This is a genomic window from Rudanella paleaurantiibacter, from assembly GCF_009184635.1.
In the GTDB taxonomy this organism is placed as follows: domain Bacteria; phylum Bacteroidota; class Bacteroidia; order Cytophagales; family Spirosomataceae; genus Rudanella; species Rudanella paleaurantiibacter.
On sequence record NZ_WELI01000002.1, the window covers coordinates 538,357 to 553,781 of the forward strand.

The 15,425-nt window shown below is 54.8% G+C and carries 16 protein-coding genes; 6 read left to right on the plus strand and 10 right to left on the minus strand.

Annotated elements, in window-relative coordinates:
• On the minus strand, positions 1-1,500 hold the full coding sequence (locus F5984_RS07010) for a S41 family peptidase (RefSeq protein ID WP_152123540.1): 1,500 nt from the start codon (positions 1,498-1,500) through the stop codon (positions 1-3).
• Positions 1,501-1,702: 202 nt separating this feature from the next.
• Here F5984_RS07010 and F5984_RS07015 point away from each other — a divergent pair, with 202 nt between their 5' ends.
• From F5984_RS07015 to F5984_RS07025, 3 genes are read left to right on the plus strand one after another with little or no spacing between them, the layout of a single operon-like run.
• The gene (locus F5984_RS07015; protein ID WP_152123541.1) at positions 1,703-2,077 is read left to right on the plus strand and encodes a BlaI/MecI/CopY family transcriptional regulator; all 375 of its coding nucleotides are present in this window, start codon (positions 1,703-1,705) and stop codon (positions 2,075-2,077) included.
• Positions 2,074-3,612: a M56 family metallopeptidase gene (locus F5984_RS07020; RefSeq protein WP_152123542.1), complete on the plus strand. Its 1,539-nt coding sequence runs from the start codon at positions 2,074-2,076 to the stop codon at positions 3,610-3,612. Before F5984_RS07015 ends, F5984_RS07020 begins: the two co-directional genes overlap by 4 nt.
• A complete protein-coding gene (locus F5984_RS07025; RefSeq protein ID WP_246168850.1) occupies positions 3,578-4,186 on the plus strand; it encodes an energy transducer TonB in 609 nt (202 codons plus the stop codon). Before F5984_RS07020 ends, F5984_RS07025 begins: the two co-directional genes overlap by 35 nt.
• A gap of 102 nt (positions 4,187-4,288) precedes the next feature.
• Here the strand turns inward: F5984_RS07025 and F5984_RS07030 are convergent, their stop codons facing one another.
• The 9 genes from F5984_RS07030 to F5984_RS07070 form a co-directional block, all read right to left on the minus strand.
• A complete protein-coding gene (locus tag F5984_RS07030; protein ID WP_152123544.1) occupies positions 4,289-7,597 on the minus strand; it encodes a M4 family metallopeptidase in 3,309 nt (1,102 codons plus the stop codon).
• Positions 7,598-7,675: 78 nt separating this feature from the next.
• A complete protein-coding gene (locus tag F5984_RS07035; RefSeq protein WP_152123545.1) occupies positions 7,676-8,152 on the minus strand; it encodes an FAD-binding oxidoreductase in 477 nt (158 codons plus the stop codon).
• A gap of 22 nt (positions 8,153-8,174) precedes the next feature.
• Complete coding sequence (locus F5984_RS07040; protein ID WP_152123546.1) at positions 8,175-8,684, minus strand: SixA phosphatase family protein; 510 nt, start codon at positions 8,682-8,684, stop codon at positions 8,175-8,177.
• A gap of 103 nt (positions 8,685-8,787) precedes the next feature.
• Entirely contained in the window at positions 8,788-9,984 is a 1,197-nt protein-coding gene (locus F5984_RS07045) for a M20 metallopeptidase family protein (RefSeq protein ID WP_152123547.1), read from the minus strand.
• A 153-nt stretch (positions 9,985-10,137) separates the two neighbouring features.
• On the minus strand, positions 10,138-10,845 hold the full coding sequence (locus F5984_RS07050; RefSeq protein ID WP_152123548.1) for an RDD family protein: 708 nt from the start codon (positions 10,843-10,845) through the stop codon (positions 10,138-10,140).
• A 128-nt stretch (positions 10,846-10,973) separates the two neighbouring features.
• Positions 10,974-11,429 (minus strand): DUF5606 family protein, encoded by a 456-nt coding sequence (locus F5984_RS07055; RefSeq protein WP_152123549.1) that lies wholly within the window; start codon positions 11,427-11,429, stop codon positions 10,974-10,976.
• A 154-nt stretch (positions 11,430-11,583) separates the two neighbouring features.
• Positions 11,584-11,793: a hypothetical protein gene (locus tag F5984_RS07060; RefSeq protein WP_019989246.1), complete on the minus strand. Its 210-nt coding sequence runs from the start codon at positions 11,791-11,793 to the stop codon at positions 11,584-11,586.
• Positions 11,794-11,817: 24 nt separating this feature from the next.
• The gene (gene yihA, locus F5984_RS07065) at positions 11,818-12,444 is read right to left on the minus strand and encodes a ribosome biogenesis GTP-binding protein YihA/YsxC (RefSeq protein WP_152123550.1); all 627 of its coding nucleotides are present in this window, start codon (positions 12,442-12,444) and stop codon (positions 11,818-11,820) included.
• A gap of 30 nt (positions 12,445-12,474) precedes the next feature.
• Positions 12,475-13,014, minus strand: a complete 540-nt coding sequence (locus F5984_RS07070) for a DinB family protein (RefSeq protein ID WP_152123551.1) — start codon at positions 13,012-13,014, stop codon at positions 12,475-12,477.
• A gap of 171 nt (positions 13,015-13,185) precedes the next feature.
• On the opposite strand from F5984_RS07070, the gene F5984_RS07075 reads away from it, so the two are divergent.
• From F5984_RS07075 to rlmN, 3 genes are all read left to right on the plus strand, one after another.
• Entirely contained in the window at positions 13,186-13,635 is a 450-nt protein-coding gene (locus F5984_RS07075) for a GatB/YqeY domain-containing protein (RefSeq protein WP_152123552.1), read from the plus strand.
• Positions 13,636-13,710: 75 nt separating this feature from the next.
• The gene (locus F5984_RS07080) at positions 13,711-14,232 is read left to right on the plus strand and encodes a CvpA family protein (RefSeq protein ID WP_185155439.1); all 522 of its coding nucleotides are present in this window, start codon (positions 13,711-13,713) and stop codon (positions 14,230-14,232) included.
• A gap of 111 nt (positions 14,233-14,343) precedes the next feature.
• Positions 14,344-15,420, plus strand: a complete 1,077-nt coding sequence (gene rlmN / locus F5984_RS07085) for a 23S rRNA (adenine(2503)-C(2))-methyltransferase RlmN (protein WP_152123553.1) — start codon at positions 14,344-14,346, stop codon at positions 15,418-15,420.
• Positions 15,421-15,425: the final 5 nt, after the last annotated feature.

The window sequence follows — 15,425 nt, forward strand, 5'->3', positions numbered from 1 at the left end:
TCAACGCGAAGCTTGCAACGGCCGCACCACCATCGGCTTACGGGCCACAAAACCACGGCGAATCAATTCAAGCGTTTTGGTAAGCGTGTAATCGCGGTTATCCAGCAGGTCGTCGTAGGTGCGGCCAACCGTATAATCGGGTTCTACGGTAAAGCCGTTGGCCCGCTCCAGGTCGACGGCATGGGTCAGTTTCTTGAGCGGAATGCGCACCTGAATGCGCGAGTTGGGCAGGGTTACGGTTTTGAAATGACCCGCAAAATCGCCCCAGTACGCGCCCCCGCACGCTTCACCCACAAACGTGCCCACACCCGCATCCAACGACTTTGCTAACACCGACGTAGCTGCCGAAAACGAGGCCCCGTTCATCAGAAAATACAGATTGCCTTTGTAAGCCAGCGTGCGCCGGGGACGGAATTGCCGCTTGTGCGAACGGCTCGAAAAGCCCCCCCGCCCGTCGGATTTGTACTGCATCGAAAACTGGAGCGCCGAAAACGGATTCCAGCGAGTCACCAACTCGGCCCGGGCCGCTTTTTTAAGTTGCTCACGCTGCATGATCGTAAACTTTTCGGGCATCCAATATTGCAGCAACCGCGCCGAGTTGAGCACCATACCCCCACCATTATGCTGTAAGTCGACCACGAGGTTTTCTATATTCTGGTCCTGAATCTGACGGAATGCCTTTTTCAACCGACGTTTGTAAGCCAGCTGAAAGGGGTCGTGCCGTTTCGAGCCCATAAACGTAGAAACCCGCAGAACGGCCGTTCGCGACAAGGTGTCTACCACCCGCACCGACAGATTGCTATGATACTCGGTTTCGTGGCTGTACCGCTTCTGCATGGTAGCCCGAAATTGCTGAAGCGTCACGCACGGAATCCGGGTCTGCCGAATGAGCCTTAGTGGATCGTTGGCCAACCGATAGGTAATAGTGAGCGAATCGACGGCCGGAAACCAGGCCGCGTAGTAATCGGCAAACTGGTGCAAACTCCACTGCCGCCGACCGGTGAGATTATCGCCATCGGAACCAGACCGGTCGTTTTCCATCAATTCCTGGTGAATACTCGCCACCGTGCGTCCGTCAATAGTGAGCAGTTCGGTGCCGCGTCGGAGGGTCGTATCGGCCGAGACATTGTGGGTTACGAAATACCCAGCACCGGCATCGCGGATAAAAAACGGAAAATAGCGGGTATGTTTGTCGATATACGACCGTCGGTGATTCAGGTTGGTATGGCCGTCTTTGAGCGCACTCACAAGCGGGCTCACATGCCGAAAAAAGCGGAGGTAGTCGACCGACGTATTTAGCCCATTGTAGAGCGAGTCGTACAGGCGTTCGTAGCGGGCGCGGGGCGTATAGTGCCCTATAGCCGGATGCAGCTGATCGAGCCGACGCTTCAGAAACTCAATATCTTCCCGTGCTTCGGAGGGAGTGAGGGCCTGCCCCGACACTACCCCGGCTAACTGAACAAATAAAGTAATCAGGCAAACGGCAATAACCTGCTTCATGGAGTACGTTACGGTTACTAACCTATGTCGGTCGGGTTAGCATAAAATATTCTGTGAATATAAAAGCAGGCCCATTAATTACCAATCTACTTGCTTGATGGTATAGATAAAATTTGGTTAAAAAATTTTGGAACAAATAACTAAATAATTAGTTTTAAAACTAAGAACTACGTTATATATTCGTAACTCATTGACAATCGGCATGGAAGTACGTGAACTCACCAAAGCGGAAGAGGAGATTATGCGGGTGCTCTGGCAGCTGGACCGCGCGTTTGTAAAGGATGTGCTGGCGCAACTCCCCGAGCCCAAGCCTGCCTACAACACGGTTTCGACGATTATTCGGATTCTGGAAAAGAAAGGGCTAGTGGGCTACACTGCATACGGCAAAACGCACGAATACTACGCCCTCATCACCGAAGAGCAGTATCGGCGTTTCCAGACCGAACAGCTCATGAGCAACTACTTCGACAACTCGCTCAAAAAGCTGGTATCGTTTTTTGTGAAAGAGAAAAACCTGAGCCTGAACGAAGCCGATGAAATCATCCGGCTCCTAAACCAAAACAAAAACACACCATGACCCTCCTCGATTACCTCCTGCGGGCCAATCTGTACCTGTTCTTGCTGTACGGGTGCTACTACCTGCTTCTCCGGCGGCACACGTTCTTCGGTCTCAACCGGGCTTATCTGCTGGTTTCGGCCGGGCTTTCGCTCATTTTGCCGTTAGTAGAGCTACCCACCGAGACCGTGGCGGCACTGCCAGCTACACCAGTTCAACTACCCACCCTGACGCTCGTTCAGGCTGAGGCAACCTCCTCCGGTCCCGATTGGGCCCTACTGGGCTGGGGGGCTTACGGGCTGATAGCACTGGGGTTATTGATCCGGCTCATTTGGCGTACAACGCGGTTACTCGGCTACATCCGTCAGCAGCCGCAGCAGCCACTACATGGCTTTACGCTGGTGCATCCAGCAGATCCGCAAACACCTACGTTCTCGTTTTTCGGGTACATGATACTCAGTCCCGCCGACCGGCAGGCAGAGGCCGTTCGGACCCACGAACTGGTGCATATTCGGCAATGGCATAGTGTCGACGTGCTCTTTTTCGAGTTCCTGCAGGCCTTGTTCTGGTATAACCCGGTGTTGCTGGCGTATCGGGCGTCTATCCGGCAGGTACACGAGTTTTTGGCCGACGCGGGCGCTTCAGCTACTCACCGGGCCGATTATGCGCGGTATCTGGTAACCTACGCCCTCGGCGATGGCCCCGAAGTGCTTGCTAACTCGTTCTTCAAACCCTCATTGCTGGTACCCAGACTTCGGATGCTCCAACGACGGGCCACCAACCGCTGGGCGTTGGGCAAGTATGCGCTCGTACTGCCGGTTACATTGGTTACGCTGGCGCTGACAGCCGCTCGGCCAGAAGTGGAACACTTGATCGTGGAGCCATTTCAGACGCAAAAGCCGGCTCCGATAAAAGGGCGCGTGGTGGGGCCGGATAACAAACCGCTACCTGGTGCCAACGTAATTGTGCGCAATGCCACACACGGCACCACTACAGACCGGAGTGGTCAGTTTACACTTGATGTGAAGCCGGGCACCCGATTGGTGGTCAGTTTTGCTGGGTTCGCAACACAGGAAGTAGTGGCGCAAGCCGGGAGAGAGCTATTGATACGATTAGCTCCACAGAGTGGGCGGTCGGCCTCGCAAAAGTCAGCTTTGGCTCCAGGCAAAAAACAGCCGGTGTCTCGGCAAACTACGGACCAAATTTCTACACAGGGGCAGGCAGAAGATATTATTGCTGTTCAGGAGCATATGGTTGTGGGGCAACGTAGAATGGCAGTCGGTGATACCAACAATCGCCCTGTCCAGATTCGGATTCGTGGCAATTCGGCCGGGCTTGGCACGCCACCTCCCCTGTTTATTGTGGATGGCGTAGACCAAAAGTCGGAGGTAGGGCTGAGTGAGCTCAACCCCAAAGATATCGAGTCAATTAATGTATTGAAAGGTTCTTCGGCGTACGCCATATATGGCGAGAAAGGCACCCACGGCGTTGTCATTGTCACCACAAAAACCGGCAAGAAACATGAAACCAAACCAGCCGAACCGGGCAAGCACTAACGTACCCGGTTACGAACTCACCAACTCATTTTTTCATCTCTCCGAACTCAAACAACGCGTACAGATGCTCACCAAACCAAACTCCTCGCCCCACGCCCTCTGGCGTTACCCGTTTGTGGTGGTACTGGCCGGGCTACTGCTCATGTGTACGCAGGTCGAGAAAGAAATTGATCAGGCGGTTAACAATCGGGAGAAGGTGGACCAATCCCTGAAACTGACTCAGATAAAAGGCGAGATTTTCACGGTTGTCGAGCAACAGCCTGAATTCCCCGGCGGAGTAGATGGCCTCAACAAGTATATCCAGGAGAACCTGCGCTACCCGGCGGCAGCCCAACGAGCTAATGTTCAGGGCCGGGTGTTTATGAGCTTTGTGGTTACGCAAGACGGTGGCATTGCCGACGCGCAGGTTATCAAGGGAATCGGCTTTGGGTGCGATGAGGAAGCTATTCGTGTTACCAGCCGGATGCCCAAATGGAAACCGGGCAGTCAGGACGGTAAGCCGCTCAATGTGCGTTATGTTCTCCCGATTGCGTTTGAGCTGGAACCGGGGGCATTAAAGCAACAAGCGAAGTAATCTCGTTTTGGGAGTCATCGGCGCGATCTAAACCCCGCTGCGCCCACACTATTGGCCAAAAACACCGGGAGCGACACCCATGTAGTGCCGCCCCCGGTTTCGTTATTCCTTTACCAGCTTTCGACTCACAACGCCTTTCGCCGTTTCGAGAGTCAACAGGTAAACGCCTTTGGGCAAATGCGCCACCAAAAGCGTAGCCCGATGACTCCGCACGGGCTGCTCCATCAGTTGCGCACCGGTGAGGCTGCTGAGCGTGATCCGGTCGATGATTACGGTCGGGGGAGCCTCCACCATTACCTGCGCCGGGGCGGGGTTGGGGTACAGTTTTAGGGCAGTGGCCCAATCGGGTTCGAGACCGAGCACGGCCAGCACCGTAAACGTGCGGTCGACGGGGGTAGCGGCATAAAACTGATTGTTGCCGTCCTGATACGCCCGAATCACCACGGTGCCAGGTCCCGTAACGCGCACTTTGTTGCCATTGAGCTCGGCCGGCCCCGACCGCACCGAGTATTGCACTGCCAACCCAGCCGACGAGGTAGCCGCCAGCGTAAACTCAGGCTCACTGACATACCGGTCGGGCAAGCTGTTGAACGAGATCGTTTGGGCCGTTTTGGTCGGGATGGTACGCGTCGCCTGCGTGTACCAAACCGGCCATTTAGCCCGGTTGACTAGGGTCTGCACCGAACCCGAAGGGGTAATTTTATCAGCAGCCAGATTAATACCCGCTATATTTTCGACACCCGCGCTTGTTTCAACGGTAAATACCAGCCGGTTATCGAGCCGCGAGTAGCTCGGGAAGCCAAGGGTATTGTTTTCGTAAACGGCTTCGAGCTCGCCCTTATCTACGTCGGCGGCCACAATGTAGTACTCGTCATCGTCTTCATAGAAGTAATCGAAAGCAACGATGTTGGAAGAGTTTTTGGCGTACGACGGATTACCGATACTTTCTCCGTCTTCCAGGCTAGAAAACAGCTTTTCGATCTCGCCCGACGCAAAGTTTTTCGTCTTGTTATCCCAGACATTGATGAACCCGACATCCCAGTAACTGATATCGTCACCATCGGCGTTGGTCAGCTCGTTGTAGGCATCATAAATAAGGTTTTCGCCCGTCAGGTCCCACTCAAACGAGTCGGCATACTGCACGTCGCCGTTGGTGATGCCTTCGCTGTAGGTGGGGTTATACAGGGTGAATGTTTTCCAGGCCTTCCGGTCGAAACTATACACGTAGACCTTGGGTTCGGCCTCGGCCGAGAGGGCCGCCAGTTTGGTGCCATCCTTCGAAATAGCGACGTTATCCCAGCGAGTCTCGTTCGAAATAACCGCTTCGGTCGGCGTGCCAGTCAGGTTAACGGCCCGGATGCGTTTATCGGGCGATACAAAGTAGGCATACTTACCATCGTCGGTCACGCTGGGGCGATGCGTCATGCCCAGGCTACTTTTCAGATCAAACTTACCCGAACCCACCACCGTCGAGTATAGTTTTTGGTCGGTGCCGTAGAGCAGCATCAGATCCTGCCCTTGCGCCACGGGAATATCGGTTTTGGGGTCAGGGGTGGTTTGGGTGCTCTCCACAATTCCTACCCTATCGAACGCGGATTTGGCCGCGGCCACCTCGGCACTGTTGGCCCCGTGCAGGTCGGAGGCCGCTTTGATGACCGCCAAGCGCAGATCAAGGAACTTCGACGTGCGGGTAAGGTAGTTGGTCAGGGCGCGGTAATACACCTTTTCGGCCTTCTCTTTGCTCACGCTGGTTGCAAACAGGTAAAACGCGTAGTTAGGAATACCACTGTTGACGTGCACACCCCCGTTATCATCGTCGGCGGCCATATTCTGGTACTCGGCCATAGTTTTAGGCTGCCAGCCGTAGTCATTTTTGCCACCCTGATTGGGGTTGGCCAGGCTCCGCAGCGCACCCTGCGTGTACCGGGTCGATTTGATAATCTCCTCGCCTAAGGTCCAGTCGTCACGGTCGATCATCACGCCAAACACGTCGGCCATAGACTCGTTGATAGCGCCCGACTGGTTTTTATAAACCAGATTAGCCGAGTTTTCGATTACGCCATGTGTCATTTCATGCCCCGCGACATCAAGGCTTCCACCCAGCGGTTTAAAGAATGTTTTGCCGTTACCGTACGCAATAAACTCACCGTTCCAGTAGGCATTATCCATAGCCGTGCCGTCGTCTTCGTCAGCTACGTTGACCACCGAAATCATGGTCCCGCCCTTGCCATTGAGCGAATTGCGGGCGTGCGTATTGCGGAAGTAATCGTAGGCTAATCCCGCATTGTAGTGGGCCGACACCGCCGTGGGTGTCCAGTCGGTGTTGTTCGATGAGCTGATGTGCCAGAACGTTTGCTTGTCGCCATAGGTATTGCGCGAATCGACCGTGACCAGACCACCCACCGTTTTATCGGGAATGGTCGATGCCGAATTGTTAAACATCGGGCGCGACGCATCGATCAGGAAATGCTGATTAGCCGTTTTCTGGTACGTTGAGAACGTACGCGACATCCCATTGAGGTCGCGGGCGGTGGCTTTGATAGGTCCGGCAAAACTACAGGTGGTGTTGGCCTTGTCGAGTACCTCGCCTGTTTCGGCATCTACCCAGTACGCCCACCGCTGCACCATACTTGGTCGGATGGTCAGCTCGTAGGCCAGGCGGTGCGTAGCCCCAACCGGGTACAGGCAGAGATCGCCTTTAGCCTGCTCCAGATTTAGCAGGTTGCTGCCAAACGTACGAACCACACCCGTTTTACCCACATCCGTCAGCGCCCGCGCTACAGCCTGTTTCATAGAGAGTTTGGGGGTGGTATTGATGCCGTCGGCCACAGTTTGGTACTGCCCGTTGAGTAGCCCCACCACACCCTCGGTCAGGTGAGCTACCAGCTCAGCTCCAAATACCGGCACACCCTTATACGTCTGCGTCAGCCGAACGTGGGTTTGGCCCAGAGCATCGGTTTCGGTCTGCCGAATTTCAAACGACGACGCGGGTTTATCGATGTTGAGCAGTCCCCGCACCTGATCCAGAAACTGATACGTAACAGCTACCGCACTCGTACGGGCCTGCGCCCCCGACAACGGCGCGCCCACGCCGGGTTTGCGGGGTGTCAGCTTAGCTACAGCGCGGTTTTCAATGTAGATAGGCAAGCCCGTTGTCTCATCGCGAACTACCCGCAACCGGAGGGGTTGCAGGCCTTTCTGTGCCGCCAGATTACTCATCAATGCTTGCTTTCGGCCCCGCGATGCAGGGATCGGCACTTCGTCGGCCCCAATCCGCCGGGACAGGTTATCGACCGGGCGCTCGGTCTTGTACTTCATTCGGAACCCTCCGGTTGGCGGCTGTGCCGAGGGGGGTTGTGCCAGCACCGCGGTACCGGCAAGGCATAAAAAAGAGAGGTAAACAGGTTTCATAAAAGTTGGTGGTAGTGACGGGGTGGGTACTCAGGGGAATTCGCACCCGAAGCCGATGCCGGAACCGGGTGTACTCATTTACTTTTTCAGGCGCATATTGGCCGGAATCGTCGCCATGAACGCACTGTAGAATTTCTCGTAGCTGTCGGGCACACTGTCTTTGGGGCTACCCCAGGTTACGGTGTATTCTTCTTTGCCTTTTCGCCAACTCACAGCTTTGTACATATTACCGGGGTTATCAAACTGAGTGGTTTTGATTTTACACCGGTCTTCGAGCGACCAAAATACCCGCCGGGTATTCGGGGCCGATTGCTTGCCGAGTAACGCATACCCAGCGTCGGTGCTGCGCTTGCCGTAGAGCCGGCCATCGTCCTGCAAACTATACGATGTTGACCGACCGGTGAAGCCTCCTCCGCTGGTTACGGTAATCACCCGACCTTTGTAGGTGAGCGGAGAAGAGGCCGTTTTCGGTGTGCGTTTGACGGTGGCTTTTTGCCCAAAGCCAGCCAGACTGCTGCCTACCAGGCAGAGCCCTAAAAAACCTATTCGAAGCATAGTCAAGGGGTTATGAATTTGGTTACGGGGTTATTTTCTGTTCGTAAAGATGCGCCCGTTGCCCGAAAGGTGTACGACGCATCCGGATGAACAGGAGGTTTTGGTAGTCGGTGTGTTCGATTTTCTGGATAGACGGGGTAGTGCCCAGCCCACGGGCGATTTCCAGAATGGTATTGCTATGACCCACTACGAGCGCATTTTTACCCCGTAGCTGACGTAACCGACCGGTAATGGCCGTTACGGGCGAGGCCGGATAGCGGGTAAGAGAGAGGCCCAGTTGAGTGGCCAATGGTGCCGCCGTTTGCTCGGTACGGAGGTAGGGCGTGATGTAGATACTATCGATTTGCGTATTGGCCAGCAAACCGGCCAATGCCCGCGCCCGTTGCAGACCGGCGGCCGAGAGACTCGTGGTGTCGGAGTCGTTGAGCCGTTCAGCATGACGCACCACGTAAATAGAACTGGTTGAGCAGGCAGCACTCAGCAGTGTAACGACAAAAGCGATAACGAACGATAGCCTGTGGGGTATCTTCATGATACGGGAGTTTTTGATGACGAAAAGCGAAAGTATTATTTCCTACCCAGCTTTCATGCCCCTCCGCCCCTCTTTCGCTCGTTATCGCTTTCGGTAGGTCTGATTATTCGTTGCCCAGCTCCTCAACAGCCAGCCACGCCATGAGGCCGGGGCCAACTGTAAGAGCCGACTCGTCGATGTCGAACGTAGGCGTGTGTACACCCGACACAATTCCGCGCGACTCGTTGCGGGTACCCAGCCGGTAAAAGCACGAATCGACCACCTGTGAGTAAAACGCAAAGTCTTCGCCCGCCATCCAGAGGTCGAGGTCGACCACGTTTTCGGCACCCATGTACGCCACGGCCGACGCCCGCGTCCGGCGGGTTAGTTCGGGGTGATTCTGGAGAAACGGGTACCCTTTCACGCGGGTAAACTCGCAGGAGCCGCCCATAGCCTCGGCCATGCCCTCGGCCAGTTTCTGCATCCGGCGCAGGCCCTCTTCGCGCCATTCTTCGTTCATACAGCGGAAGGTCCCTTCAATTTTTACCTCATTGGGAATCACGTTGGTGACACCATCGGCAATGAATCGCCCAAACGACAGTACCGACGGGCTCGCCGGGGGCCGGTTGCGGCTGATAATCTGTTGCAACGCCACAATAATATGCGACGCGATCAGAACCGGATCAATCAGTTGGTCGGGCATGGCACCGTGTCCGCCTTTGCCCCGCACGGTCAGGTATAGCTCATCGGTACTGGCCATGTACATTCCCTCGCGGAACCCAATTTTACCCACCGGAATATTGGGGGCCACGTGTTGACCGAGCATACCAACCGGAGCCGGATTCTGGAGCACACCGTCGGCAATCATGAGCGACGCGCCACCGGGTGCTTTCTCTTCGGCAGGCTGAAACACCAGCTTCACCGTCCCCGAAAACTCATCGCGCAGGGTATTCAGAATCCGGGCCGTGGTAAGCAAACTGGCCGTATGCACATCGTGCCCACAGGCGTGCATGACACCCTCTACGGTCGATTTGTACGGCACATTGTTCGCTTCGTGAATCGGCAGGGCGTCCATATCGGCCCGGAGCCCCACCACCCGGTGACTGTTTGGTCCCGGCTTGCGGCCTTCAATCAGAGCCACCACGCCCGTATTGGCAACGCCCTCCTGCGGAGTCAGACCAATAGCCTTGAGTTGATCGGCTACATAGCGGGCTGTTTGGTACTCATGAAACGATAGTTCGGGGTGGGCGTGCAGGTGTCGACGGGTAGCCACGGCATCGTCGGTAAACTGCTGGGAGAGTGATTTTATGCTGTCTATCATAGCTAAATGTCTACTACGTAACAAAACATTTCAGTACTGGACATTCGAACTTCAGACATTAGACTTACCACCTTTCTGCATGGAGGTCTAACGTCCAGTGTCTGACATCTAATGTCCGGTACTAAGTATGCATTGTACATGCACGTACTTGATTCAGTATTGTACTCCGCGCGTGGTCATAAACTGATGGTCGGCCACAACGGTCTGCAAAAATAACTCGGCCGGCATTGGCGACGAAACGCCGGTCACGGATTTAACCCGGGCGGCCGCCCGCTCCAGCAGCACCGGGTGGCCTGTCCGAAGGGTGTCGCGGACAATATTCAGATCCCGGTCGGTCAGGATAATACTATCGGGAAACTGCACGTGGTAATCGTCGGGCAGCAGTGTATGGAGCACATCGTCGAACGTGATAGGCGGCTTAATTTTGACCACCGTCGTGCCAGCGGCCACATCGCCCAGCCGCTGCCCCCGGTCGTTGGCGGCTACGGCTACCATAGCCACCACGCCATTGAGTGCGCGTGTGTCCACCAGCCGGAATAGCCAACGGAGCAGGTAATCGCCCAGACCCGGCCGTGACCCATCCAGTTTTACTACCCGGATGTTCATGGCCAGTTTGCCCAGGCTCTGCCCGTTGAGCAGCCATTCGGTCAGCAGGTCATAGAACAGCATCGGAGCCAGCACCACAAAAAACCAATAGTAGTTACCCAGCATCCGACCGCCCTGCGAGGCTATGTAGGCCGTCAGAATCACCCAACCCAGAAAAATAAGGTAATCGATCAGGGTAGCCACAAACCGCTCACCAAGACTGGCGGGCTCGTACTCAAGCACAACGTTCTGGGAAGTTCGGATCGTGACGGGCATACGGGTGCTGTTTACCTCACGCAGCAGGGTGAGGTACAAACATAAAAAAAAGCCGCGAGCCAGGGGCGTTTCGCGGCTTTTTCGTTCTCACTGAAAAATGGAGACCGATATAACTAACGACGAACGGGCTATTGAACCGGTGCCTCGTCAGCCTCATTTGTTTCGGCGGCCGACTCGTCGGCTTGGGCCTCAAACACTTCGGGGGCATGCTGGCGTAAAATGCCGTACCAGCTGACCAATTTCTTAATATCAGAGGTCCGAACGCGCTCCCGGTCGTATTCGGGGAGTACCTCGCCCATAAAGTTGGCGAGTTCGGCATCACTGCTTTTGGGCGTTACGGGTACACTGTCGCCAAACTTATCGGCTACGGCCCGCAGCACCTCGCCGAGCGCCACCGACTGATCGGGGGTATCGACGTACATTGAAATATCATTCAGAACCGAGACACGGGCGGTTGGCCCCATCATGGTTTTCTCTTTCTTCTCATCGAGCGATTCGACAATGACGCCCGAACGGCTGGGTTTAAGAATGCGATAGAGTCCGCTGAATCCGCTGATATTGGCAATCTGACGTAATGCTTCCATATTCAACTAAACCGATAACGTCGGTGGAGCTAGGTGTATTGTCTCTGAATTGTTAAAATAAGTCGCGAAGATACGAAGCCGGGCGGAGTTTTTGGCGAAACCGAATCGGTTCCAGCCCGGAATCATTTGCGCCCCGCTCTGGGCGGCTGGCAGCTCACAAGCCCAGCTCTTTTTCGTCGAGCCCAGCCTCGCGGGCCGAGAACTTCATGATCTGAAGCACCTCGTGGTAGCTGAACAACCGCCCGCTGAGGTAGTCCTGCTCCTGCGGGTCGGCGTACACTTTCTTACCCTGTAAGTCGCGGATGTTTTCGTGCATCGAGATGAGCACATCGTGGAAAAACTCGGTGAGCTGGTCGGCGGTCATAGAAATACAGGGTTTGGTGCTCGTTTACCAGGGTTTTTTCTCGGCCGGAATCACAAAGTCGCGGTTGAGAGGCTCAATAAAATCGAGCAGTTCTTTTTGGCCAGCCCGGTTCACAGCCGATGTCAGAAACATTTGGGGTATTTCTTCCCAACCAATCTCCTGCAAAGCCGCTTTGTACCGGTCCTGCACGTTTTGCAACCCGCCCGACTTCAGTTTTTCGGTTTTGGTAAACACAATCACAAACGGAATACCCTGTTCGCCCAGCCGGGTCATGAAATCAAGGTCAATTTTCTGCGGGGCAATGCGCGAATCGACCAGCACAAAGGTGCAAATCAGGTTGGCGCGGGTAGTCAGGTACGTATCAATCATACGCACAAACCCCGCCCGGGTACCTTTGCCGACCTGCGCGAAGCCATAACCCGGCAAATCGACCAGATACCACTCTTTGTTGATAATAAAATGATTGATAAGTTGCGTTTTCCCCGGCGTTTGCGACGTTTTGGCCAGCCCGTGCCGGCTGACGAGCATATTGATCAACGACGACTTCCCCACGTTGGACCGCCCAATAAACGCGTACTCTGGTTTGTCGGGGTTAGGGCACTTGGCCGGGTCTGTATTGCTGATGAGGAATTCCGCGGATTTGACTTGCATGGCACTTTCAGAGTTGAATTGGCCACAAAGTTAGTCTAATCCCTTTTCCGAAAGGTAGTTCCGGGTAGGTTCGAGGTGGTGAAGTATGTGATAAGCCGTGAAATACAGCATCTCCCGGAGGGTCAACAACCCCATAGCCGGATGGGGAACCTGGTAGCTTTCCAGATCGTCGTCGGTCCAGTTTGCCAACACATCCACCACACGCTGATGAGCTGCCGCAAAATTATTTTCGACAGTCGCTCGCTCAGCGAGGTCTTCGGCCCGGGCGCTCATGCTGGCAGGGGCTTTAATGCCGTTGTCAACGAGGGCTTGCCGGTAGTCGGCCACGAGTTGCGCATACGGGCGCGAGGGGCCAACGGGCTTGCCAAATGAATGAAGTCCATCCCGGGGGCCAGCCAACAACCGAGCTACGGGCCGGGCACTGAGGTACAGATGCTGCAAGGTTTCAGCAACCGACCATTTGCCCTCGGCAGTCGGCGCATAAAACTGGGCATCGGTCAGCGGGGCGGTCAGGGACAAAAAAGCCCGGTAGCGATCGGTCAGGGTTTGTTGGATTTCGGGAATGGTCATGGGGTTGTGCTTCGATGGCTGCAACGAGAGCGGTCAAAAGTAGTAACTTTGCCCAAAACTAAATGAGTGAATGAGTGAGTTAGCGAATGGATGAATACGATCTGGACATTTAGATTCCGTGGTTCAAAATCATTCGCTAGTTCACTCATTCGCTAATTCACTCATTACATTATGTCACTGAAACAACAGATCGACGCCGACATCAAGCAGGCCATGCTGGCCAAAGAAGCCGATAAACTGCGGGCTCTCCGCGCTATTAAATCGCTTATTCTGCTCGAAGAAACCAAAGAAGGTGCGGGCGACGGCCTGAAGCCCGAAGACGAGCTGAAGTTGCTGACCAAAGCTGTGAAGCAGCGTAAAGACTCGGCAGACATTTTTCGGCAACAAGGCCGCGAGGATCTGCTCGCCACCGAAGAAGCCGAAATCGCGGTGATCGAAAAGTACCTGCCCAAGCAACTGACCGAAGACGAACTCCGGGCCAAGCTCCAGGACATCATCGGTCGCGTGGGGGCCTCGGCTCCCTCCGACATGGGTAAGGTGATGGGCGTAGCCACTAAAGAACTGGCAGGCGTGGCCGAAGGAAAGGCCATCTCGGCTATGGTGAAAGCACTGTTACAGTAAACAACGAACAGCCAACAACGAACAATGAACAACTGACCGCCCTTATGCTCTGTTCGTTGTTCGTTGTTCATTGCTATGAAGACCCTCGACATTCTGATTCTGATTCCGCTGATTTGGGGTGCCTGGAACGGGTACCGCAAGGGGCTACTGGTCGAGGTGGTGGCCGTTCTGGCTTTTGTGGTAGCGATGGTGGTCGGGCTTAAGTTTCTGAGCTTCGGTATCGACCTGCTGTCACCATACATCAGCCGCGAATTGGCCCGTAAATTTCTGCCGTGGCTCGGCTTCTCTATTATCTTTTTTCCGGTTGTTTTTATGGTCAACCGGATGGGATATTCCCTGCGTCAGTCGCTCCGGCAAACGCTGCTCGGTAGCTTCGACCGGTTGGCCGGGGCCGCTGTTGGCATCTTTACGTGGGTGTTTGGAATTAGTGTGATGCTCTGGTTGTTCAGTTATATGGGCGTGCAAATGCCTCCCCAACAAACCAAAGACACCTATTTGTACCCCCTTATTCGGCCGGTAGCCCCCAAAGTAATGGATGTGGCCGCCGTATGGGTTCCCAAAGGCCTCGAAGCAGGGAAAAAACTGAGAGACCCGTAGAGACCGGTCCGCCGGCGCGGCAAGATATTGCGTCTCCCCGCCGTCAGCAGCAAATAAACGCAATGTGGTGTTCGATAATGAGACGCAAGATGTTGCGTCTCTACACAAGCAATGAAACAAGACATCCGCAAACTCACCCCTACGCAGATCAAAGACTGGTTTGTGCAAAACGGCGAGCAGGGCTTTCGGGCCAAACAAGTGCACGAATGGCTCTGGAAAAAGTCGGCGCACTCGTTTGGGCAGATGAGCAACCTGTCGGTGCCTTTGCGCGAAAAACTCGAAACGGCGTTTGAGATTCGGCCACTGTCAATTGCCACCGAGCAACGGAGTAACGACGGCACCATCAAATCGTCGTTCCGGTTGTTCGACGGCAATCTGGTAGAAGGGGTGCTGATTCCGGCTTTGCGAACCGACGACAGTCTTCAGGACCGGGATAATACCAGCGGACCGCGCATGACTGCCTGTGTATCGAGTCAGGTAGGGTGCTCGCTCACGTGCAAGTTTTGCGCAACGGGCTACATGGACCGTAAACGAAACCTCGACGCGGCCGAGATTTACGATCAGGTGGTGGCCATTGACCGGCAGGCTAAGGCCAATTACGAGGCTCCGCTTACCAACATTGTGTACATGGGTATGGGTGAGCCCTTGCTGAACTACAAAAACGTGCTCGAATCGGTCGACCGGATCACCTCACCCGACGGACTGGGCATGTCGGCCAAGCGAATTACTGTGTCGACGGCCGGTATTGCGAAGATGATCAAACAACTGGGCGACGATGGGGTGAAGTTCAACCTGGCTCTGTCGTTGCACGCAGCCAACGACGTGAAGCGGAATCAGATTATGCCTATCAACGAGAGCAACTCGCTCAAGAACCTGGCCGAATCGCTCAATTACTTCTACCGCAAAACGGGTACGCGCGTTACGTTTGAGTACATCGTTTTTTACAACTTCAACGATACTCTGCAAGACGCCAAAGAGTTGTGGGAGTTTACGAAGCGGGTACCGGCCAAGATCAACATCATTGAATACAACCCGATTTCGGAAGCCAACTTCACCAATACCGACCCGCAAACGCTTGATAAATTTGCCGGTTTTCTCGACGCCAAAGGCGTAACGGTCAACATTCGCCGAAGCCGGGGTAAGGACATTGATGCCGCCTGCGGGCAGCTGGCGGGGAAGGAGAAGTAAAACCA

Coding starts and splice junctions, on each gene's coding strand:
- F5984_RS07010 (WP_152123540.1), bottom strand. CDS start 1,500: ATGAAGCAGGTTATTGCCGTTTGCCTGATTACTTTATTTGTTCAGTTA.
- F5984_RS07015 (WP_152123541.1), top strand. CDS start 1,703: ATGGAAGTACGTGAACTCACCAAAGCGGAAGAGGAGATTATGCGGGTG.
- F5984_RS07020 (WP_152123542.1), top strand. CDS start 2,074: ATGACCCTCCTCGATTACCTCCTGCGGGCCAATCTGTACCTGTTCTTG.
- F5984_RS07025 (WP_246168850.1), top strand. CDS start 3,578: ATGAAACCAAACCAGCCGAACCGGGCAAGCACTAACGTACCCGGTTAC.
- F5984_RS07030 (WP_152123544.1), bottom strand. CDS start 7,597: ATGAAACCTGTTTACCTCTCTTTTTTATGCCTTGCCGGTACCGCGGTG.
- F5984_RS07035 (WP_152123545.1), bottom strand. CDS start 8,152: ATGCTTCGAATAGGTTTTTTAGGGCTCTGCCTGGTAGGCAGCAGTCTG.
- F5984_RS07040 (WP_152123546.1), bottom strand. CDS start 8,684: ATGAAGATACCCCACAGGCTATCGTTCGTTATCGCTTTTGTCGTTACA.
- F5984_RS07045 (WP_152123547.1), bottom strand. CDS start 9,984: ATGATAGACAGCATAAAATCACTCTCCCAGCAGTTTACCGACGATGCC.
- F5984_RS07050 (WP_152123548.1), bottom strand. CDS start 10,845: ATGCCCGTCACGATCCGAACTTCCCAGAACGTTGTGCTTGAGTACGAG.
- F5984_RS07055 (WP_152123549.1), bottom strand. CDS start 11,429: ATGGAAGCATTACGTCAGATTGCCAATATCAGCGGATTCAGCGGACTC.
- F5984_RS07060 (WP_019989246.1), bottom strand. CDS start 11,793: ATGACCGCCGACCAGCTCACCGAGTTTTTCCACGATGTGCTCATCTCG.
- yihA (WP_152123550.1), bottom strand. CDS start 12,444: ATGCAAGTCAAATCCGCGGAATTCCTCATCAGCAATACAGACCCGGCC.
- F5984_RS07070 (WP_152123551.1), bottom strand. CDS start 13,014: ATGACCATTCCCGAAATCCAACAAACCCTGACCGATCGCTACCGGGCT.
- F5984_RS07075 (WP_152123552.1), top strand. CDS start 13,186: ATGTCACTGAAACAACAGATCGACGCCGACATCAAGCAGGCCATGCTG.
- F5984_RS07080 (WP_185155439.1), top strand. CDS start 13,711: ATGAAGACCCTCGACATTCTGATTCTGATTCCGCTGATTTGGGGTGCC.
- rlmN (WP_152123553.1), top strand. CDS start 14,344: ATGAAACAAGACATCCGCAAACTCACCCCTACGCAGATCAAAGACTGG.